The organism is Lactobacillus helsingborgensis (assembly GCF_003173695.1).
Lineage (GTDB): Bacteria > Bacillota > Bacilli > Lactobacillales > Lactobacillaceae > Lactobacillus > Lactobacillus helsingborgensis.
The window spans coordinates 1,498,337-1,516,121 of sequence record NZ_CP029544.1 but is presented as its reverse complement, the minus strand read 5'-3'; the positions used below and the strand labels follow the sequence as shown (position 1 = coordinate 1,516,121).

The 17,785-nt window shown below is 37.6% G+C and carries 17 protein-coding genes, 1 tRNA gene and 1 riboswitch; of the genes, 13 read left to right on the top strand and 5 right to left on the bottom strand.

The genetic code is table 11. The features are described from left to right. The first annotated feature begins 13 nt into the window (after positions 1–13). From DLD54_RS07275 to DLD54_RS07255, 5 genes are all read left to right on the top strand, one after another. A complete protein-coding gene (locus tag DLD54_RS07275; protein ID WP_038524069.1) occupies positions 14–1,084 on the top strand; it encodes a BMP family lipoprotein in 1,071 nt (356 codons plus the stop codon). 74 nt (positions 1,085–1,158) lie between these two features. Then, positions 1,159–2,694: an ABC transporter ATP-binding protein gene (locus DLD54_RS07270; RefSeq protein WP_109918752.1), complete on the top strand. Its 1,536-nt coding sequence runs from the start codon at positions 1,159–1,161 to the stop codon at positions 2,692–2,694. Beyond that, entirely contained in the window at positions 2,687–3,832 is a 1,146-nt protein-coding gene (locus tag DLD54_RS07265; RefSeq protein ID WP_109918751.1) for an ABC transporter permease, read from the top strand. The genes DLD54_RS07270 and DLD54_RS07265 overlap by 8 nt, the downstream gene beginning before the upstream one ends. Beyond that, a complete protein-coding gene (locus tag DLD54_RS07260; RefSeq protein ID WP_038524064.1) occupies positions 3,832–4,788 on the top strand; it encodes an ABC transporter permease in 957 nt (318 codons plus the stop codon). Before DLD54_RS07265 ends, DLD54_RS07260 begins: the two co-directional genes overlap by 1 nt. 8 nt (positions 4,789–4,796) lie before the next feature. Further along, positions 4,797–5,735, top strand: a complete 939-nt coding sequence (locus DLD54_RS07255) for a nucleoside hydrolase (protein ID WP_109918750.1) — start codon at positions 4,797–4,799, stop codon at positions 5,733–5,735. A gap of 68 nt (positions 5,736–5,803) precedes the next feature. Here DLD54_RS07255 and DLD54_RS07250 read toward each other — a convergent pair whose 3' ends face one another. The 3 genes from DLD54_RS07250 to DLD54_RS07240 all read right to left on the bottom strand — a co-directional run bounded on the left by DLD54_RS07250 (position 5,804) and on the right by DLD54_RS07240 (position 8,186). Further along, a complete protein-coding gene (locus DLD54_RS07250) occupies positions 5,804–7,120 on the bottom strand; it encodes a C1 family peptidase (RefSeq protein WP_109918749.1) in 1,317 nt (438 codons plus the stop codon). Positions 7,121–7,212: 92 nt separating this feature from the next. Further along, complete coding sequence (locus DLD54_RS07245; protein ID WP_109918748.1) at positions 7,213–7,311, bottom strand: SHOCT domain-containing protein; 99 nt, start codon at positions 7,309–7,311, stop codon at positions 7,213–7,215. Between the two features lie 452 nt (positions 7,312–7,763). After that, positions 7,764–8,186 carry an Hsp20/alpha crystallin family protein gene (locus DLD54_RS07240; RefSeq protein WP_034978036.1) on the bottom strand — a complete coding sequence of 141 codons (423 nt, stop codon included), beginning with the start codon at positions 8,184–8,186 and terminating at the stop codon, positions 7,764–7,766. Between the two features lie 209 nt (positions 8,187–8,395). Here DLD54_RS07240 and greA point away from each other — a divergent pair, with 209 nt between their 5' ends. The 4 genes from greA to DLD54_RS07220 all read left to right on the top strand — a co-directional run bounded on the left by greA (position 8,396) and on the right by DLD54_RS07220 (position 11,348). Further along, positions 8,396–8,857 carry a transcription elongation factor GreA gene (gene greA, locus DLD54_RS07235; RefSeq protein ID WP_109918747.1) on the top strand — a complete coding sequence of 154 codons (462 nt, stop codon included), beginning with the start codon at positions 8,396–8,398 and terminating at the stop codon, positions 8,855–8,857. Between the two features lie 78 nt (positions 8,858–8,935). Further along, a complete protein-coding gene (locus DLD54_RS07230; protein ID WP_109918746.1) occupies positions 8,936–10,249 on the top strand; it encodes a Y-family DNA polymerase in 1,314 nt (437 codons plus the stop codon). Beyond that, on the top strand, positions 10,242–10,598 hold the full coding sequence (locus DLD54_RS07225) for a hypothetical protein (protein WP_109918745.1): 357 nt from the start codon (positions 10,242–10,244) through the stop codon (positions 10,596–10,598). Before DLD54_RS07230 ends, DLD54_RS07225 begins: the two co-directional genes overlap by 8 nt. Positions 10,599–10,685: 87 nt before the next feature. Next, on the top strand, positions 10,686–11,348 hold the full coding sequence (locus DLD54_RS07220) for a CPBP family intramembrane glutamic endopeptidase (RefSeq protein WP_109918744.1): 663 nt from the start codon (positions 10,686–10,688) through the stop codon (positions 11,346–11,348). 316 nt (positions 11,349–11,664) lie between these two features. Here DLD54_RS07220 and DLD54_RS07215 read toward each other — a convergent pair. Next, positions 11,665–11,735 (bottom strand) — tRNA-Gly (locus tag DLD54_RS07215). Positions 11,736–11,922: 187 nt separating this feature from the next. Continuing rightward, positions 11,923–12,528 (bottom strand): SOS response-associated peptidase family protein, encoded by a 606-nt coding sequence (locus DLD54_RS07210; protein WP_109918743.1) that lies wholly within the window; start codon positions 12,526–12,528, stop codon positions 11,923–11,925. Between the two features lie 96 nt (positions 12,529–12,624). Here DLD54_RS07210 and trpS point away from each other — a divergent pair, with 96 nt between their 5' ends. From trpS to mgtA, 4 genes are all read left to right on the top strand, one after another. After that, complete coding sequence (gene trpS, locus DLD54_RS07205; protein ID WP_109919020.1) at positions 12,625–13,644, top strand: tryptophan--tRNA ligase; 1,020 nt, start codon at positions 12,625–12,627, stop codon at positions 13,642–13,644. Between the two features lie 5 nt (positions 13,645–13,649). Beyond that, positions 13,650–14,129, top strand: coding sequence for a deoxycytidylate deaminase (locus DLD54_RS07200; RefSeq protein ID WP_038524032.1), 480 nt, complete (start codon positions 13,650–13,652; stop codon positions 14,127–14,129). Then, positions 14,116–14,715 (top strand): hypothetical protein, encoded by a 600-nt coding sequence (locus DLD54_RS07195; RefSeq protein WP_046327571.1) that lies wholly within the window; start codon positions 14,116–14,118, stop codon positions 14,713–14,715. The genes DLD54_RS07200 and DLD54_RS07195 overlap by 14 nt, the downstream gene beginning before the upstream one ends. Before the next feature lie 58 nt (positions 14,716–14,773). Beyond that, a riboswitch (M-box (ykoK) riboswitch) is annotated at positions 14,774–14,939 on the top strand. A 92-nt stretch (positions 14,940–15,031) separates the two neighbouring features. Further along, complete coding sequence (gene mgtA / locus DLD54_RS07190; RefSeq protein WP_109918742.1) at positions 15,032–17,722, top strand: magnesium-translocating P-type ATPase; 2,691 nt, start codon at positions 15,032–15,034, stop codon at positions 17,720–17,722. Positions 17,723–17,785: the final 63 nt, after the last annotated feature.

Genomic DNA, 17,785 nt, shown 5'->3' with positions numbered 1-17,785 from the left:
GGAGGGTGATATCATGGGTAAGAAATTTACGAAATTTTTGTCATTAGGAATAATGGTGGCTTCGTTCACTTTGCTTTTGAATGCTTGTTCGGGAAAAAAACAGGGAACAGGCAATCAAAATAAGAAGGATAGCATTGCTTTAATTACAGATAGTAATGGTATTAACGATCAATCTTTCAACCAAAATGCTTGGGCTGGATTCAAGGATTACGGTAAAGAACATAACCTTAAGCAAGGCAAAGGCTATCAATATTTTCAATCAAGCAGTGCAGCTGACTACACGCCTAACTTTAATCAAGCTGCCAAATCTGGTTACCAAACTATTTTTGGTATCGGTTATATGTTAAAAGATTCAGTTAAGGCTGCTGCTAAGAAAAATCCTAAGAAAAATTTTGTAATCGTTGACGATGTAGTACCTGGTCAAAAAAATGTAGCATCTGTTACTTTCAAGAGCAATGAATCATCTTATCTGGGTGGTGTAGCTGCTGCTTATTCAACCAAAACTAATAAAGTTGGTTTCATTGGTGGAGCTAAATCAGCTGTCATTGATACTTTTGAAGCAGGTTTCAAACAAGGCGTAAAAGATGCTGCTAAAGCTCAACATAAAAAAATAACTGTCAGCATCCAATATATCGGTAACTTTACTTCAACTGATAAGGCAAAGTCGATCGCGCAATCAATGTATGCCGACAAATGTGATGTAATATTCCAAGCTGCCGGAAATGCGGGTAACGGTGTTTTCCAAGAAGCTAAAGCACTTAATCAAACTAAACCGGAAAGTAAGAAAGTTTGGGTAATTGGAGCTGACGTAGACCAGACAAACTTAGGCAACTATAAATCCAAGGATGGTAAAAAGGCTAACTTTACTTTAACTTCTGTTCTAAAGGGTTTAAACGTAGTGACCAAATCTTTAGCTGATGATGCTGCTGATGGCAAATTCCCCGGAGGGAAACATCTTGTCTATTCATTAAAGGACAACGGTGTTTCGATTATGAAGGGTAATCTTACATCAAAAGCTTGGCTTGCAGTAGAAAAAGCCAAGCAGCAAGTAGTTTCAGGGAAAATAAAAGTAGCGCAGAAATAAAGTAAATTATTGATTAAAACTCTTTGTGTATTCTTATGCAAAGAGTTTTTTACAAAAAAGGAAATTAACATAAAATGGAAAATATGACGAACGTAATAGAAATGCGCCATATTGTTAAGGATTTTAATGGTTTTAAAGCCAATAACGATATTAATCTGACTTTGAAAAAGGGTGAGATTTTGGCTTTATTAGGGGAAAATGGTGCAGGTAAGTCAACTTTAATGAGTATTTTATCTGGCTTAATGACCCCAACTTCAGGTTCTATTTTGGTTCGCGGACAAAAAGTTAACATTAAAAATCCAACTGTCGCAAAAGATTTGGGTATAGGCATGGTTCACCAACATTTTATGTTGATGGAATCTTTTACCGTATTAGAAAATATTATTTTGGGTCACGAAACAACTAAGGGTCCCAAATTAGATTTAAAAAAGGCACAGCAGCAGATTAAAGCTTTATCTGAACGCTATAACTTAAATGTTGATCCTCAGAAAAAAATAAGTGAAATTACTGTGGCACAACAACAGAGAGTGGAAATACTTAAAGTTTTGTATCGTGGTGCCGATATTATGATTTTTGATGAACCCACTGCGGTTTTAACTCCACAAGAAATTACTGAATTTATTCAAATTTTGCACGAGCTAGCTAAAGAGGGCAAATCGATTATTTTAATTACTCATAAATTGGAAGAAATTGAGCGTTCAGCTGACCGTGTGACTGTTATTCGGGCTGGTCGCAGCGTAGGGACTTTTGATGTCGCTAACGTTGATAATAACCGGTTGGCAGAATTGATGGTTGGTCGCCACGTTAACATGGAGCTTAATAAACCAACTGAAAAAGTTGGTAAGACAATGTTGCAAGTTGAAAATTTACAAGTTAAAAACAAACAAAACGTTGCTGTAATTAAGGGAATGTCCTTTGATTTACATGCTGGTGAGATTTTGGGAGTTGCCGGTATTGACGGCAACGGTCAAGATGAACTGGCGAGGGTGTTAACGGGCTTGCAGCATGTTCATTCTGGCAAAATTATCATCGACGGTGAAGATATGACCAACCGTAAAGTGCGTCAAATTACTGAAAAGGGCGTGTCATATATTCCTGCTGACAGGCAAAAATATGGCTTAATTTTACCTTTTTCTGTTTCTGATAATTTGGCGTTACAAACTTACTATCAAAAACCATTTTCACACCACAATGTCATGCATTATGATGTCATTCATGAACATGCTCAAAAGTTAATTAAGCAATTTGATATTAGAACGACAAGTGAAAGAGTGCCCGTCAGTGATTTATCCGGTGGTAATCAACAAAAAGTGATCATTGCCCGTGAACTAAGCCGCAACAGCAATTTAATTATTGCTTTTCAACCGACACGCGGACTTGATGTTGGTGCTATTGAATACATTCATAATCAACTTCTAAATGAACGAGCTCAGGGTAAAGCAATTTTGCTAATATCGTATGAACTTGATGAGATTATGCAGTTGTCCGATCGCATTATTGTACTTCACGATGGCAGTATTTCTGGCGAAGTCAGGCCAGAAAACACCAGTGATGAGGAGTTAGGTTTATTAATGACTGGCGTTAAGAAAGAAGGCAGCGCACTTGCTTAAAGTAACACTAAAAACTAAGAAAATCCTAGTCCCAATTGTTTCCATTTTGGCAGGCTTTATTGTTGGTGCTGTCATCATGCTGATTTGGAGCTATAATCCGTTTCAAGCTTATGCTTCAATGTTTTCTAGTGCATTAGGTAACATGAACGGTATTGGTGAAACCATTCGTGAAGCTACGCCACTGATTTTTACCGCTATCGGCTTTGCTATTGCTTCAACTGCCGGCTTTTTCAATATTGGTTTACCCGGTCAAGCTCAAGCTGGTTGGCTATCTTCCATTTGGGTAGTTCTTGCCAACCCGCACATGCCTAAAGTAATTTTGCTTCCGCTAGCTGTGTTTACTGGTATTCTTGCCGGTGCGCTTGTTGCCGGTGTAGCCGGCTGGTTGCGCGCTCAATTTGGTACCAACGAAGTAATTACAACAATAATGATCAACTATATTGTGCTATATTCTTGCCAGTACTTAATGCAGCAAGTTATGCCGGGTCAATTAAGGGTTGACACTGATACTACTAAAACAATTGCTGCTAATGGCAGCTTAAAAATTGATTGGCTCAGTTCAATGTTTGGTGATTCGCGGATTAATGCTGGAATTTTTATTGCTCTGGTTGCCGTCTTTTTATACTGGTATTTAATGAGGAAAACTACTACTGGTTTTGAAATTCGTTCGGTTGGTACGAACGCTGCAGCCAGTCGCTATGCTGGTATGTCTGCTAAAAAGAATATCATGCTGTCTATGTTATTATCTGGCGGTTTTGCCGGCCTAGGTGGTGTTGTGCAAGGCCTTGGTACTTATCAAAACTACTTTACCCAAACAACTAGTCTGGATATTGGCTGGGACGGTTTGTCTGTAGCTCTTCTTGGCGGGGGCACGGCTGTTGGTATTCTTTTAGCATCTTTACTATTTTCTATTTTAAAAATTGGTGGCTTAGGGATGCAGACCATTGCCGGTATTCCTTATGAGATTGTTTCAATAGTAATTGCTGCTATTATTTTCTTCGTTGCAATTCAGTATGTCATTGGTCTCTTATTTAAAACCAAAAAGGCTAAAGCAATTCAAGAACAAACTGAGGGCACAGAAAAAAAGTCGGAAAATGTGGTGATGAGTTCCACTAAGGCTCAAGGAGGACAAAATTAATGAATTTAGTTTCAATTTTAGCGCTAATTGTGTCATCAACTTTTGTGTATTCAGCACCACTGATCTTTACAGCTTTAGGCGGAGTTTATAGCGAAAACTCGGGGATTACCAACATTGGTCTTGAAGGAATAATGACAATGGGTGCTTTTTCCGCTATTGTGTTTAACCTGACATTTGCTTCTACTTTTGGTAAGGCAACTCCTTGGCTTGGTCTTTTTGTCGGCGGTATTGTAGGTTTGCTCTTTTCATTGCTGCACGCGGTTGCTACCATTAATTTTCATGCTGATCACATTATCAGCGGAACAGTGCTTAACCTCATGGCACCACCACTGGGAGTGTTTTTAATCAAAGCAATTTATGATAAGGGGCAAACTGAAAATATTACTCAAAGTTTCGGTTACTTTAGCTTTCCTGGCTTGGCTAATATCCCTGTCATTGGTCCTATCTTCTTTCAAAATACTTCAGCGCCTGCGTGGTTGGCAATAATTGTGTCAATTTTGTTATGGTGGATTTTATATAAAACCCGCTTTGGGTTACGCCTGCGCTCTTGTGGTGAAAATCCGCAAGCCGCAGATACTTTAGGAATTAATGTTTATGGTATGCGCTATGCCGGCGTGTTAATATCCGGCTTTTTAGGTGGAATAGGCGGTGCAGTATTTGCAGAAGCAATTTCAGGCAACTTTTCAGTTTCTACTATCGTCGGGCAAGGTTTTATGGCGCTAGCCGCTATGATTTTTGGTAAGTGGAATCCATTAGGTGCAATGCTAGCGTCACTCTTCTTTGGCTTTGCTCAAAGCATCAGCATTATTGGCAATCAATTACCATTCTTTAGCCACATCCCTGCTGTTTATATGCAAATTGCCCCTTACGTAATTACCATTTTAGTTTTAGTTCTGTTCTTTGGAAAATCTGTTGCTCCAGCAGCGGATGGTCAAAATTATATTAAGTCGAAATAGGTAGAAAAATGAAAGAAATATATTTTAATCATGACGGTAATATTGATGATTTAGTGTCATATTTGTTACTTTTATTGGCTCCAGACATTAAATTAATTGGGGTCAGTGCAATTGATGCTGACGGTTATGTTGATCCTGCTGTTGAAGTATGCCGTAAAATGACGGACAGATTTAACTTACGCGGTGACCAAATAGAAATTGCCAAGTCAAATTCACGGGCTGTAAACCAATTTCCAGAAGAATGGCGTAAAGCTGCTTATTCATTTGATTTTTTACCATTATTAAATCAATCTGGCAAAATGATTACTAAAATGGCAGAAAAGCCTGCCCATTTAGATATGGTCGAAAAAATTATGGCAGCAAGTCAACCTGTAACTTTAGTTATGACTGGGCCGTTAACAGATTTGGCGCGCGCTTTAGAAACCAATCCTAAAATTGCAGATAACATTGAAAAACTGTATTGGATGGGTGGAGCGCTTGATGGACATGGTAATGTTATTCAAGTTAACGCTGATGGTACACAAGACTGGAATACCTTTTGGGATCCATTTGCACTTGAAAGAGTATTGCAATCTAATATTCCAATACAAATTGTAGGTCTTGAAAGCAGTGAAGAACTGCCACTAACAGATGAGATAAGAATGCATTGGGCCAGCTTACGTGAATATCCAGCTGCTGATTTAGTTGCGCAAGGCTATTGCCTTTTAGTCAATCCTCCAACTAAGAGTGTCCAATTATACTTCTGGGACGTTTTAACTATAATTAGTGTCCTTTATCCTGAAGTGATTTTAGAAAGTAAAAAGCACCAAATAAAAGTAATTACGGAAGGATTAGCTGCTGGACGTATGGAAGATGATCCTAATGGTCGGGAAATCACTTTGGTTACTAAAGCTGATAAAAAGCTATTCTTTAAGAAATTTGATGAATTATTACTACGAAGTAAGTAATTAATATTTGTAACAAAAAAGACGAAATTCGTGTTTGAATTTCGTCTTTTTATTAGTTATAGCATAGCTTAAGCAAGTGAGTCCCAAGCTGGTAAGTCTGTAATAGGACCTTCGGCAATAGCTACTTGTTCTGGAGTCAGGTACTTCTTGTGAACAACAACTTCGTAAACATAATCTTTAAACCAGTCGTTGTTCATGACGAAGAAACCTTTGTCTCCGTTCTTTTCACCCCAAGAATTTTCAACTTTCCATTGGCGAACATGACCGCCGTCCTCATCCACGCCGACTAAAGTCATAGCATGAGTTGAGGCACCGGCACCAGTTCTTAAGCGGTCTGCCTTAGACATCTTAAGGTCTACGCCAAAGAGGTCGCTTAATTGATAGAGGTCACTGTCAAGATAACCCTTTTTACGATCGCTTTGTTCACCAACATCATTACCAAACCAAACAGCCTCACCATCTTTTAATTGGTTAACAGCTGCAGTTTCCAAGTATTCCATCGGCACATTCAAGAATTTAATACGATAAGAGCCTTCAACGTTATCTTCAAATGGCAGACCATATAACTTATCATATTCATGATCCGGTGCATTAGACAATACAACGTAATCATTGAAGTCAACATCGCCCATGTATTTGTGCAAAAATTCCAGTGGGGTTAAATCTTTATCCAAATGATATTTTTTATCATCATCACGGTATTCCAAATCAAATTTCTTAGGTGGTTCACCGACTGCAATTGCTGTCATTTGGTAAACTTCACTTAGGAATTGTTTACGGGTTTTCTCGACTTCATCGTCTTTACCATCTTGCTTTAATTTACGTAGGACTAGTGCATCTTTTTTGAGCTTATCACCCAAAGCCTTGGCAAAGCCCATAGTATTATTGGCGTTAAAGCTTTCAGGCATAGCATAAGAAGGCACAACGCCATATTTTTCAATCAAAGCGGCTCCCATGTGGAATTGACCACCATCTTCACCGGCACCGTCTAAATGAGCTTTAACGGTGCGTGAATCAAGCGGCTCATCGGCAGTAGCCAAAATATTGTCATAAAAAATATTTGCGCGCTCGATTTTATCCCAGAAAAAGTTGTAGCTTTGTGAGAAAGTAAAGTTCTTACAGTGATATTTTTTGCCAAAATTGTGGCGTAAGATGTTTAAAGTAGCAAATTCCCAGCAACGACCTGATTGGCGTTGATTAGTAACATTTTCCGTGTCAAGTTCGGTTGAAAATACACGGGTCAATTCACTTTGAACGCGATCATTGTAAGCAGCTGTTAAAACACCACTTTTTTGAGCAGCTCGAGCAACAACCTGATTTTGCGGATTTTTATTAAAGTTTTCCGCAAACTTTTCCAGTTCTTGGACAGTTAGTTTATGAGCCATAAAATATATTCTCCTTTTTTAATCTATTTTTAAATTACTTTATATTTTAAGCTAAAAGAAAAGCGAGTTCAATAGCTGAACCCACTTTGACTTTATAATCCTAAAACTTGTTTCTTTTTAACCGAAAATTCTTCTTCAGTTAATATTCCTTCATCAACTAACTCTTTTAATTGCTTTAACGCTGCAATCATATCTTGAGTATTTTCTGGTGCATTTTGTGCTGGAGCACTTTGAATACTTTATTGGTAATTCTGCGACATGCTTTTAATAGCATCTGCTAAAATTGGTGCAGCAGTTTTATCTAAATCGTTAAGAAAAATATTTGTTGCGCCATTGGTTATTTGAATTTAGCAGTTAATAATCTTGAGAATGAAAAAGATTAAAAGGTGAGGTGGTCTCTGCTCTAGTGGACTGCGTATTAGTAATAATCGAACTGCAAGAATAACTATGTTAAAATTATTATTGATATTCTTAGATTAAAACTATTTAAAGTAATTGGAAACAAAATAAGCCAACCAGAACTTAATCTGGTTGGCTTATTTTATTGTTTCTGAAAATTTTTATTTTAAAAACAGTTCAGATGAATTTAAATAGACTTTCTCTTATATCAATGAGTTAATATATTTTGATGATTTGAAGACAATTAGTCAATTTGAATTGAGTTATCACTTGCGCCAGCTTGTTGCTTTGGCAGGGTAATAGTCAATACACCGTTGTCGTATTTGGCGTGAATGTCACTTGCAACCACGTTTGGCAATCTGAAGCTACGTGAAATATGACCTTCGCTTCTCTCACGGTGAATTATGCTGTTGTCCTTAGACATATCCTTGAATGATTTTCTTGAGCCCGATACACTCAAAATACCATTATTATAATTAAGGTGGATCTTGTCTTTATCCATTCCCGGCATATCAACTTTAATTACATATTCTTTGTCGTTTTCAACAACATCTGATTGCATTAATTTTGCTACTTCGTTATCGTCAAAAAATTTTCTTGGAAGATCAAACCAATCGTTCATCGCATCGAATAAATCATTGTGCCGATTCATCATATCATTTGCCATAGTAAAAAACTTCCTTTCAAAATTTATATATTTGTATCAGAAGACTTTCATTTCTTCCTGACACTTATTATTATAGTATGCAGATTTTTAAAATGGAAATAATTAGCACTCTTATTTTATGAGTGCTAAAAATTAAATAAAAAAGCTAATATTACAGTGCTTTAAGCATGTGGATAATTTTAGCAGCAAAAATATAGGAGAAAAATATTTTGGTTTATTATCAAAAAATGACACCACAGGGCTATCAAAAAATTAAAGATGAAATTGCTGATTTGAAAAAGGACCGACCTCGAAGAATTAAAATTTTGCAGGAAGCACGCTCACTAGGCGACTTATCGGAAAATACTGAGTATACGGAAGCAAAACGTGATTTAGGCCACCTTCAAAGTCGCCTGCGTTATCTGGAAAAGCAATTGAAATATGCCGAAATCATTGAAAAAAAGGCTGATGGCAAAGTAGATTTGGGCAAGACAGTCACACTAAAATTTGCTGATGACCCAGAAACTGAAACATATCAAATTGTCGGTCGTATGGAAGCTGATATTGCTGCTGGAAAAGTTGCGTTTGATTCGCCGTTAGGGCAGGCAATCATGAAAAAAGAAGTTGGTAAAACCGTCAGTGTTGCTGCACCGGCTGGTGAATATCAAGTTACTATTGAAAAAATTGACTAATTTTTCGCTTGATCATTCGAACTTGTGTTTGTATAATTTATTTTAGCGAACACGAGTTTGCAATAGGAAGTGAAAGCAATGTATGATTATCGGTATGAGCCGCACCGTTTGATTTTCATGATTGATAACAAGTCGTTCTTTGCCAGCTGTGAGGCCCTGCAATTAGGACTAAACCCGATGAAGGCTGTATTAGCGGTTGTCTCGCATCAGCCACATACAAAATATGGCTCGGGGCTAATCATGGCGGCCTCACCTTTAGCGAAGAAAAAGTATGGATTGACTAACGTCATGAGAGTGCGGGATCTACCCACTAAAAAAGAAGCACCAGATTTAATTTTGGTAGAGCCACATATGAATTTATACATCAAGCGCAGTATGCAGGTATTGGCAATTTTTCAAAAGTATGCTGCTGATGAAGATATCCATGTCTATTCTATTGATGAAAGCATGATTGATATGACTAAATCCTGGCGTTTGTTTGGAGATGACCCTTATCTGGTTGCGCGTAAAATGCAAGTAGAAATTAAAAACAAGATAGGCCTTTATACTACTTGCGGCATTGGAGAGAATCCCCTGCTAGCTAAACTGGCAATGGACATATCAGCCAAGCACCGCTGTTCAATGATTGATTATTGGCATTATATTGATGTGCCAGATACTATTTGGCAAATTAAAGATTTGGAAGAAGTTTGGGGGATTGGCAAAAGAATAGCTCGGCGCTTGCATCACCTACATATTAATAATATGTATGAACTGGCACATACTAATCCGGCAATTTTGAAAAAAGAGTTTGGCGTAATTGGTGAACAGCTATTTGCGATTAGCTGGGGAGTTGATCGCAGCATTATTAGCGAAAAATATTATCCCATAATGAAGAATTATGGCAATTCGCAGATTTTAAACCGTGATTACACAAATCAACGAGAAATTGAAATAGTTTTACGTGAAATTGGCGAACAGGTTGGTGCCAGAATACGTGCTCATCGTTTACAAGCTGGCTGTCTTAGCTTATTTGTTGGCTTTTCTAAGTATGAACAAGATGGTAGTCGCAAGGGCTTTAACGTGCAGCAAAAAATTTGTCCCACTAATGATAATGATTTGTTGGTTGAAGAAATACTGGCACTTTTTCGTAAAAACTGGCGTGGTGAAACAGTACGTGCTTTAGGGGTTAATTGTAGCCGCTTGGCACCAGATAATTGTCAGCAATTAACCTTTTTTGTTCCCGCGACGCAGCAAATTAAAAAGCACACAATAAATATAACTGTTGACAAAATCAGGAAAAAATACGGTTTTACCAGTTTAGTCAAAGCCTCAAGTCTGTCTAAAGGGGCAACGGCGATAAGACGCAGCAGTCTTGTTGGCGGACATAATGGTGGAAATGCTTATGAATGATTTTGATAAAATTGTCCAAGATTTTTTTAAAAACTACCAAGATCGTAAAATGAAAAAGTGGCAAGGCTTCTTTTTAAGCGATCATACTATGGCAATTAATAAAGATAAACAAAAGCGTAGCGTAAAGCATCCTGCTAAAGATACTATGAGTATAGAAGATATAAGCTTGCAGCTACTCAAGGCGTACGGTAATCACCGCATGGTTCACCTGCAGCTTAAGGTTATGAATGACGACAATCAGTTGCCGGCAGATATTGTTGGCTTTGTCAGTGGTTATAGTGAAGACGGCATTATTGTTGCTGGTCAAAAAATTGCTTTGGAGGATATAAATAATATTAGTGTAGATTAATAAATCTGCCTTGATATTTTATCTAGGCTACTTTTTTTGCTATAATATGGAACTTGTAGAGTAAATAATATTATAGAGGTAATTTTTGTGAATACACCAGCATCAAGGCAAGGCAACTTAATACGCTATCTTATTTATTTTATTAGCTATTTAATGGTTGCCGGAGTGATTAAGCTAGTTACTGCTAATTCACCAATTCATATTTGGGATCTAATCTTATTTGCAACTATCTCATTAATGGTTTCATTGTTTTTTATTTATCGCTTTAATAGGGAACAACGTTTTTTTGACCGTAGCTTTGCGGGTTCTTGGCTTAGCAACTTTGGCTTAATTATTAGCCTGACTGTTGTGGTAACTGCATTGCGAATTAGTGTTTCATGGCTCCAATCTTATGGCAGGCTTAAACTATATAATTTTCAAATTGTCTATTTACACCATGAAGGAGTAGCGACTTACTGGTTTTTAGTAGTGGCCATTGGTGTAGTTTTGCCGATATTGCAGCAATTTTTAATCACTGGTTTTTTATTTAACTATGCTTTTAGAAGCAACACTGTTTCAACTGCAATTTTAGGGATACTAACTTCAGGTATCTTATTCAGTCTTCTTAATTGGCAGCATTCATTACCTTTACTACTTATTAATGTGATTTTTGGAGCCCTTTTTGCTTGGTCATACCTTTATACGCAAACTTTATGGATGCCAATTTATTTAGCAGTATTAAATGGCGTTCTCCTAATGATTATGACTTAAGTAATCGAAATTAGAAAAAGTCAGGAAATAATGTTTCCTGGCTTTTTCTAATTTCGATTCAAAAGTTGTTATCACACTGTTAGGTTCTACAAATTGTTTTTTGCAATACAAGTTAACTGTTATTGCATCCTAATGACTGCAGCGTAGATCTTGACTATTTACTTGCACATTTTATACCCAGTTAACAAGAAAAGGTGCAACTACCTTTTAAAAAGATAGCTGTAATAACTTATAATTAAAAGTTAAATTTATTGCTGGTAACTAATAATTCGGCAGCTAAAAAGCAATGACTTTGATGGTCATTGCTTTTTAATTAAGCGGATAGCGTGAATCGAACCCGCATCTTCAGCTTGGGAAGCTAACATTTTACCATTAAACTATACCCGCATTACTCAAACAGTTTACCATGTTTCGTTTTCGAAACCAAGTTTTGTTTTTTAAAATTTTACAAGTAAGCAGCTAAGAGAAGAAAAATTTCCTAAAGTAATATCATTTTTTTAAGAGTTCCAATCTAACTTTGCGTAATAATAAATAGGAGTGAGGAGCTGTTTGAAGTAATTTGGAGCTATTGTTATTACTTTTTAGGTGGTAACATAACAGAATCAAGACTTAACTGGCTGCGATCAACTAAAGATGAAAAGTTCTGAAATAGCCACTGGCGCAGTTCAGCAGCCTCGAGAACTAAAGGCATCCGGTTATGAACTTCAGCGTAAGTCCTATTTGGCTGAGTAGTAACCATTGAAAAATGATCCTTTTGATAAATTCCGGCAATTAGTGTTAATGCACCCTTTGTATTCTTGAAACTGAAGCGTTCATGGTATGTATGACCATTTGCAGCAGAATAAGTATTATGTCCTGATTCAAAAAATTGGCTGGCAACAATAATACAACGAGATTTGGCAAAAGAAGAATCCCACATTGACCGTTTTTCTTCAAAAAAGCGTTCAATTCGCGCATTAAATATGACTTTGTTTTGATCATACGGACTAGGATAACCCCATGATTTGGGCAGTAGCTGCAACTGGTTATCAGCATAAACCAAAACGGGAGCAAGACCTTTAGGAAAAATGTTCTGGTTTTGAGGCAAATTGCTTGCCGGTTCTACTAAAGGCAAATTTAAGTCATTTACTAAGTATTTTTTAATTTCTGCTAAACTTGGCAGTTGAAATTGATTGCACATTTTTTCCTCCGTATTTAATCATTGCATGATTTTTGGTAGAATTAATATAATTATTACATTAAAAAGATTTTAATTATTTAAGGAAGGTAAATTATGATGAAAAAGAAAGTTATCCTTACAGGTGACCGACCAACAGGAAAATTGCACGTGGGACACTATATTGGCTCGTTAAAAAACAGGGTTAAATTGCAAAACTCAGGTGAATATCACCCATTTATCATGATTGCCGACACGCAGGCTTTAACTGATAACGCGCGTAATCCTGAAAAAATTCGCAAAAGTTTAATCCAAGTAGCACTGGACTACTTGGCAGTAGGTATAGATCCTGAAATTTCTACAGTTTTCATTCAATCACAAATACCAGCTTTGTTTGAACTGACAGCCTATTATATGGACTTAGTTACGGTGAGCCGTTTGGAGCGTAATCCGACTGTCAAGGCTGAGATTAAGCAGAAAGGTTTTAATGATTCTATTCCCGTTGGGTTCTTAAATTATCCAGTGTCGCAAGCAGCCGATATCACAGCCTTTAAGGCAACTTTAGTACCAGTTGGAGACGATCAGGAGCCAATGCTAGAACAAGCACGTGAAATTGTGCGGACTTTTAACCGTGTTTATAACCGCAATGTTTTAGTAGAACCCCAAGGCTATTTCCCTGAAAAGGGCGAAGGACGCTTACCCGGCTTAGATGGTAACGCCAAAATGTCCAAATCCTTAAATAATGCTATTTATCTGTCTGATGATGCCAAGACTGTTGAACAAAAAGTAATGTCAATGTATACTGATCCGCAGCACATTCATGTTGAAGATCCAGGCAAAGTGGAAGGCAATACTGTCTTTACCTACCTTGATATTTTTGATCCTGACAAGGATAAGGTAGCGCAATTAAAGGAAGATTACCAAAAAGGCGGTTTGGGTGACGTCAAAATTAAGCGTTACTTAAACACAGTGTTGGAAAAAGAATTGGCACCGATACGTGAGCGTCGTGCTCAATATGAACAGGATACGTCTGCTGTCTATGATATGTTGATTGAGGGCTCTAAAAAGGCAAACGAGGTGGCCAACCAAACCTTACAAGAGGTGCGGGACGCCATCGGTTTGAATTATTTTAAGAGGTAACTAAAATGCGTAAGCGAATTCCTTGGAAGCAGTACTTTATGATGCAGGCTTTGGTCATTGCCCAAAGGTCCACTTGTGATCGGGCTTTAGTCGGCAGTGTTTTAGTGAAAAAGAATCGTATAATCGGAACCGGTTATAATGGTTCTGTTACGGGTCAGCCGCATTGTGATGATGTGGGTCATCAATTAGTTGACGGGCATTGTGTGCGCACCATTCATTCTGAAATGAACTCACTTATTCAGTGTGCGCGTAACGGTGTTTCAACAGATGACACAGAAATTTATGTCACACACTTTCCCTGTTATAATTGTGCTAAGGCATTAGTGCAAGCTGGAATTAAAAAAATCAATTATTATTTTGATTATAATGACAATCCGCTTGCAATCAAACTTTTTAAAGACTGTGGGGTTCCTTATGAACAAATTAACATCGATCGCGAATATGTGGAGCAATTGGCACATAAGCTGGAAGATGCTGAAAACTAAACTAGTTTTTTTTACGGCATTAATTGGTGTTTTTCTAACAACGACTGGTTTTACTAGTCCCAACATTAAAGATAATAGCAATTTGCTTGAACGTGAAACCAGCAAGTTAATTTTAGCAAAAAATGATCGTTATTTTCAGACCAGTGAACAGCCACAAATAATTGTTAAAACGGTAAATCGTGTCGATCATTTAACGCCTGCTAAATTGAATAAGTATAAACGCACCGTTTTTATTGTAGTAGGAACCAAAAACAAAAAACGCAATGTGCAAATTTATTCCAGTAAAGACTTACACAGCGCTTTTAGTGCTGATGTTAGAGGAAATATAATTCGTTCTCAATCCGACAAGTTGCGCAGTACTAATAAAAAAGAATTTAATGAAGGTTTGCGTTTCGTTTTTAGGGCTTGTGCAACTACAATTGACCAGCGTTACCAGTATTCATTAGACAAGTATGATTTGTCCAGCAATGAAAGAGCCCAGCTTACCCATCCGCACAAGGTGGCATTGCCGATTGCATTAGCTCTAGGCCTAGTAGTTGGAGGTTTAATTTATTTCTTTAAAAATAATCTTTACCGAAAAAGGTAAAATAGTTGACTTTTTACTGATTAATGTATTAAACTCACAATGCAAATTGAATAAAAACAAAATAAACTGTTAGGTGAGACTCCTACGTGAACAGATGCTATCGCCCGGAAACATCCAGAGATGCCAACGGGTCAAATAGTTATCGTCGATATAAGGCGAAAACCAGATGGCTAGCAGCAAGGCTTACGTCACGTAGTGTTAAAACTGAACGATGAGTACAATAATACCTGTTGAAAAAGGGTCGCCAAGCGGTTAGCATGGGCGCCCCTTTTTTAGTTTGTTTGATTTTGTTTTGTGAGGAAAAGGAGTGGGGAAAATGCTGAGAAAACCAAATGGTACAGCTGCTAACAAAGATCTGGCCCTAGTCAAGGCAATTGCCAAAGAAAGCAGGTCGGAAACTTTAGCACGGCTGCATGCAAGCAGTAACGGCTTGTCTAGTGAACAGGCTGAAAAAAATAGGGCAGAATATGGCTCAAATACTATCGCCACCAGTAAACATAATTCTAAGTTACGCTTTTTAGCGGAGGCTTTTATTACTCCTTTCACTTTAGTGTTACTTGTTTTAGCTACTCTTTCTTTGTTTACTGATTATATTTTTGTACCAGCGGGAGAAAAGGATTTAACTACTGTTGCTATTATGGTGACAATGGTGCTTATTTCGGGTATTACCAGTTTTGTCCAAAACGTCAGATCGTCAAATGCAGTAGATTCTTTACTTAAGATGGTTTCTGTAACTACGGATATTATTCGTGATGGCAAAGACCAAGAAATTGACACCAGTAAAGTAGTTGTAGGTGATGTGATTCGCCTAGCTGCTGGTGATATGGTGCCGGCTGACATGCGGCTTTTGACGAGTAAGGACCTTTTCTGCTCGTCAAGTTCCTTAAATGGCGAGTCTAATCCGGTAGAAAAAATTGCTACCAGAAAACCCAAGTTAGGGTCTGATAGAGATTATTTAGATTATCCCAACATTTTATACGAAGGGACGACTATCGTTTCAGGTTCTGGTCTCGGAATTGTTTTTGCCACCGGCGAAAGAACAATGTTTGGTAAATTGGCCCATGATATTTCACATAATGATGTGAAAAATACGACATTTGATATCGGTATCAAAAATGTTTCGCAATTATTGATCATCATGACCGCGATTATTGCTCCCTTAGTTTTTATTATTAACGGGATAACTAAAGGCGATTGGATAAATGCGCTAATATTCTCAATTGCTACTGCTGTGGGACTTACGCCGGAAATGCTGCCTGTGATTGTAACAACTAATCTGGTTAAAGGTTCGATTGAGATGTCGAAAAAGGGCACCATTGTTAAAAAGATGAATTCCATTCAAAATTTTGGGTCTGCCGATATCTTGTGTACTGATAAAACTGGTACGTTAACACAAGACAAAGTAGTTCTAGAGCGTCATTATGATTTGAATTTACAAGAAAACCCACGCATTTTGGAATTAGGCTACCTTAACTCTTACTATCAAACAGGGATGAAGAACTTGATAGACAAAGCTATTATTGAGGCTGCGGGGGATGAATTAGACATCAGCGAGATCCAACGTGATTACAATAAGATTGACGAAATTCCCTTTGATTTTTCCAGAAGACGAATGAGCGTAGTGGTAGAAAATTCCGATGAGCAGCATGGTAAGCACTTGTTAGTAACTAAGGGTGCTTCAGAAGAAATGATGGCTGTTGCTACTAAACTGGAAGTTGACGGACAAATTTTGCCGCTGACTCCTGAGCGTAAAGAAAGGGTAATGGCTAAAGTCAACGATATGAACGATGACGGTTTGCGTGTTATTATGCTGGGTTACAAGCGCAACCCTGCTCCTGTTGGTGAGTTTTCAGTCAAAGATGAAAATGATCTGATCTTATGCGGTTATCTGGCTTTTCTTGATCCGCCAAAAGAGAGTGCGAAGGATGCTTTGGCACGGCTTAAATATGATGGCATCAACGTTAAAATTTTAACTGGAGACAATGAAGCTGTTACTAGAACTGTTGGCTTACAAGTCGGACTAAATGTTGACACAGTTTATTCAGGCGCAGACCTTGAAGGTAAAAAGCCTGAAGAACTAGCAAAAATGGTTGAGGAATGCAATATTTTTGTTAAATTGTCGCCAGAAGATAAAACTAAAATTATTAACTTGCTAAAGCAAAATGGTCATACTGTAGGCTATATGGGTGATGGCATCAACGATGCTCCAGCGATGAAAGCGGCCGATGTTTCAATTTCTGTCGACACGGCAGTCGATATTGCCAAAGAATCTGCTGATATTATTCTGCTTCATAAAGATTTAAACGTCTTAGAAGAGGGCGTAAGAATTGGCCGTAAGGTATTTGGTAACACCATGAAGTATATTAAAATTACCCTGTCATCTAATTTTGGTAATATCCTATCAATCATGGTGGCTTCGTCCTTCTTGCCGTTTTTGCCGATGCTGCCTTTGCAGCTCTTAGTCTTAGACCTGCTTTACGGAACCAGCTGCTTGGCACTACCGTTTGACGATATGTCTGATAGGTTTTTGAAAGAGCCAAGAACATGGTCTACTAAAAAATTACCTAAATTTATGTTTTATTTTGGTCCGACATCATCGGTATTTGATATCTTAACCTTTGCTTTGCTTTTCTTTGTAATTTGTCCACAACTTGTAGGTGGAAATTACAATGCAATCAGTGAAACACAAAAGGTTGCTTTCGTAGCTCTATTTCACACAGGTTGGTTTATTGAATCACTGTGGACACAAGAAATGGTCATTCATGCTTTACGTGATCCGCGTCTGCCGTTTATTAAGCAACACGCTGCACCGGGAGTCACGCTGGCAACATTTGGCGCAGGTGTTATTGGTAGCTTAATCCCATTTTCATTTTTGGCACAAAAGTTGGGCTTTGGCAAAATGCCAATCTCATTTATGTGGATAGTTTTTGCTATACTCGTAATGTATATTTTATTGACAACGCTGGTTAAGCATTTCTACCTCAAGGGCGAAAGATTTTTAATTTAGAAAATTGAATTTGATTGCTAAATAACTACAAAAAAGAGGACTCCGAGAGGAATTCCCTTTTTT

Excerpts from the sequence above, each read along its gene's own strand:
- DLD54_RS07275 (WP_038524069.1), top strand. The coding sequence starts at position 14 with ATGGGTAAGAAATTTACGAAATTTTTGTCATTAGGAATAATGGTGGCT.
- DLD54_RS07260 (WP_038524064.1), top strand. The coding sequence starts at position 3,832 with ATGAATTTAGTTTCAATTTTAGCGCTAATTGTGTCATCAACTTTTGTG.
- mgtA (WP_109918742.1), top strand. The coding sequence starts at position 15,032 with ATGCTGAGAAAACCAAATGGTACAGCTGCTAACAAAGATCTGGCCCTA.
- DLD54_RS07250 (WP_109918749.1), bottom strand. The coding sequence starts at position 7,120 with ATGGCTCATAAACTAACTGTCCAAGAACTGGAAAAGTTTGCGGAAAAC.
- DLD54_RS07195 (WP_046327571.1), top strand. The coding sequence starts at position 14,116 with ATGCTGAAAACTAAACTAGTTTTTTTTACGGCATTAATTGGTGTTTTT.
- DLD54_RS07270 (WP_109918752.1), top strand. The coding sequence starts at position 1,159 with ATGGAAAATATGACGAACGTAATAGAAATGCGCCATATTGTTAAGGAT.
- DLD54_RS07240 (WP_034978036.1), bottom strand. The coding sequence starts at position 8,186 with ATGGCAAATGATATGATGAATCGGCACAATGATTTATTCGATGCGATG.
- DLD54_RS07210 (WP_109918743.1), bottom strand. The coding sequence starts at position 12,528 with ATGTGCAATCAATTTCAACTGCCAAGTTTAGCAGAAATTAAAAAATAC.
- DLD54_RS07225 (WP_109918745.1), top strand. The coding sequence starts at position 10,242 with ATGAATGATTTTGATAAAATTGTCCAAGATTTTTTTAAAAACTACCAA.
- DLD54_RS07255 (WP_109918750.1), top strand. The coding sequence starts at position 4,797 with ATGAAAGAAATATATTTTAATCATGACGGTAATATTGATGATTTAGTG.
- DLD54_RS07245 (WP_109918748.1), bottom strand. The coding sequence starts at position 7,311 with ATGATTGCAGCGTTAAAGCAATTAAAAGAGTTAGTTGATGAAGGAATA.
- DLD54_RS07230 (WP_109918746.1), top strand. The coding sequence starts at position 8,936 with ATGTATGATTATCGGTATGAGCCGCACCGTTTGATTTTCATGATTGAT.
- trpS (WP_109919020.1), top strand. The coding sequence starts at position 12,625 with ATGAAAAAGAAAGTTATCCTTACAGGTGACCGACCAACAGGAAAATTG.
- DLD54_RS07200 (WP_038524032.1), top strand. The coding sequence starts at position 13,650 with ATGCGTAAGCGAATTCCTTGGAAGCAGTACTTTATGATGCAGGCTTTG.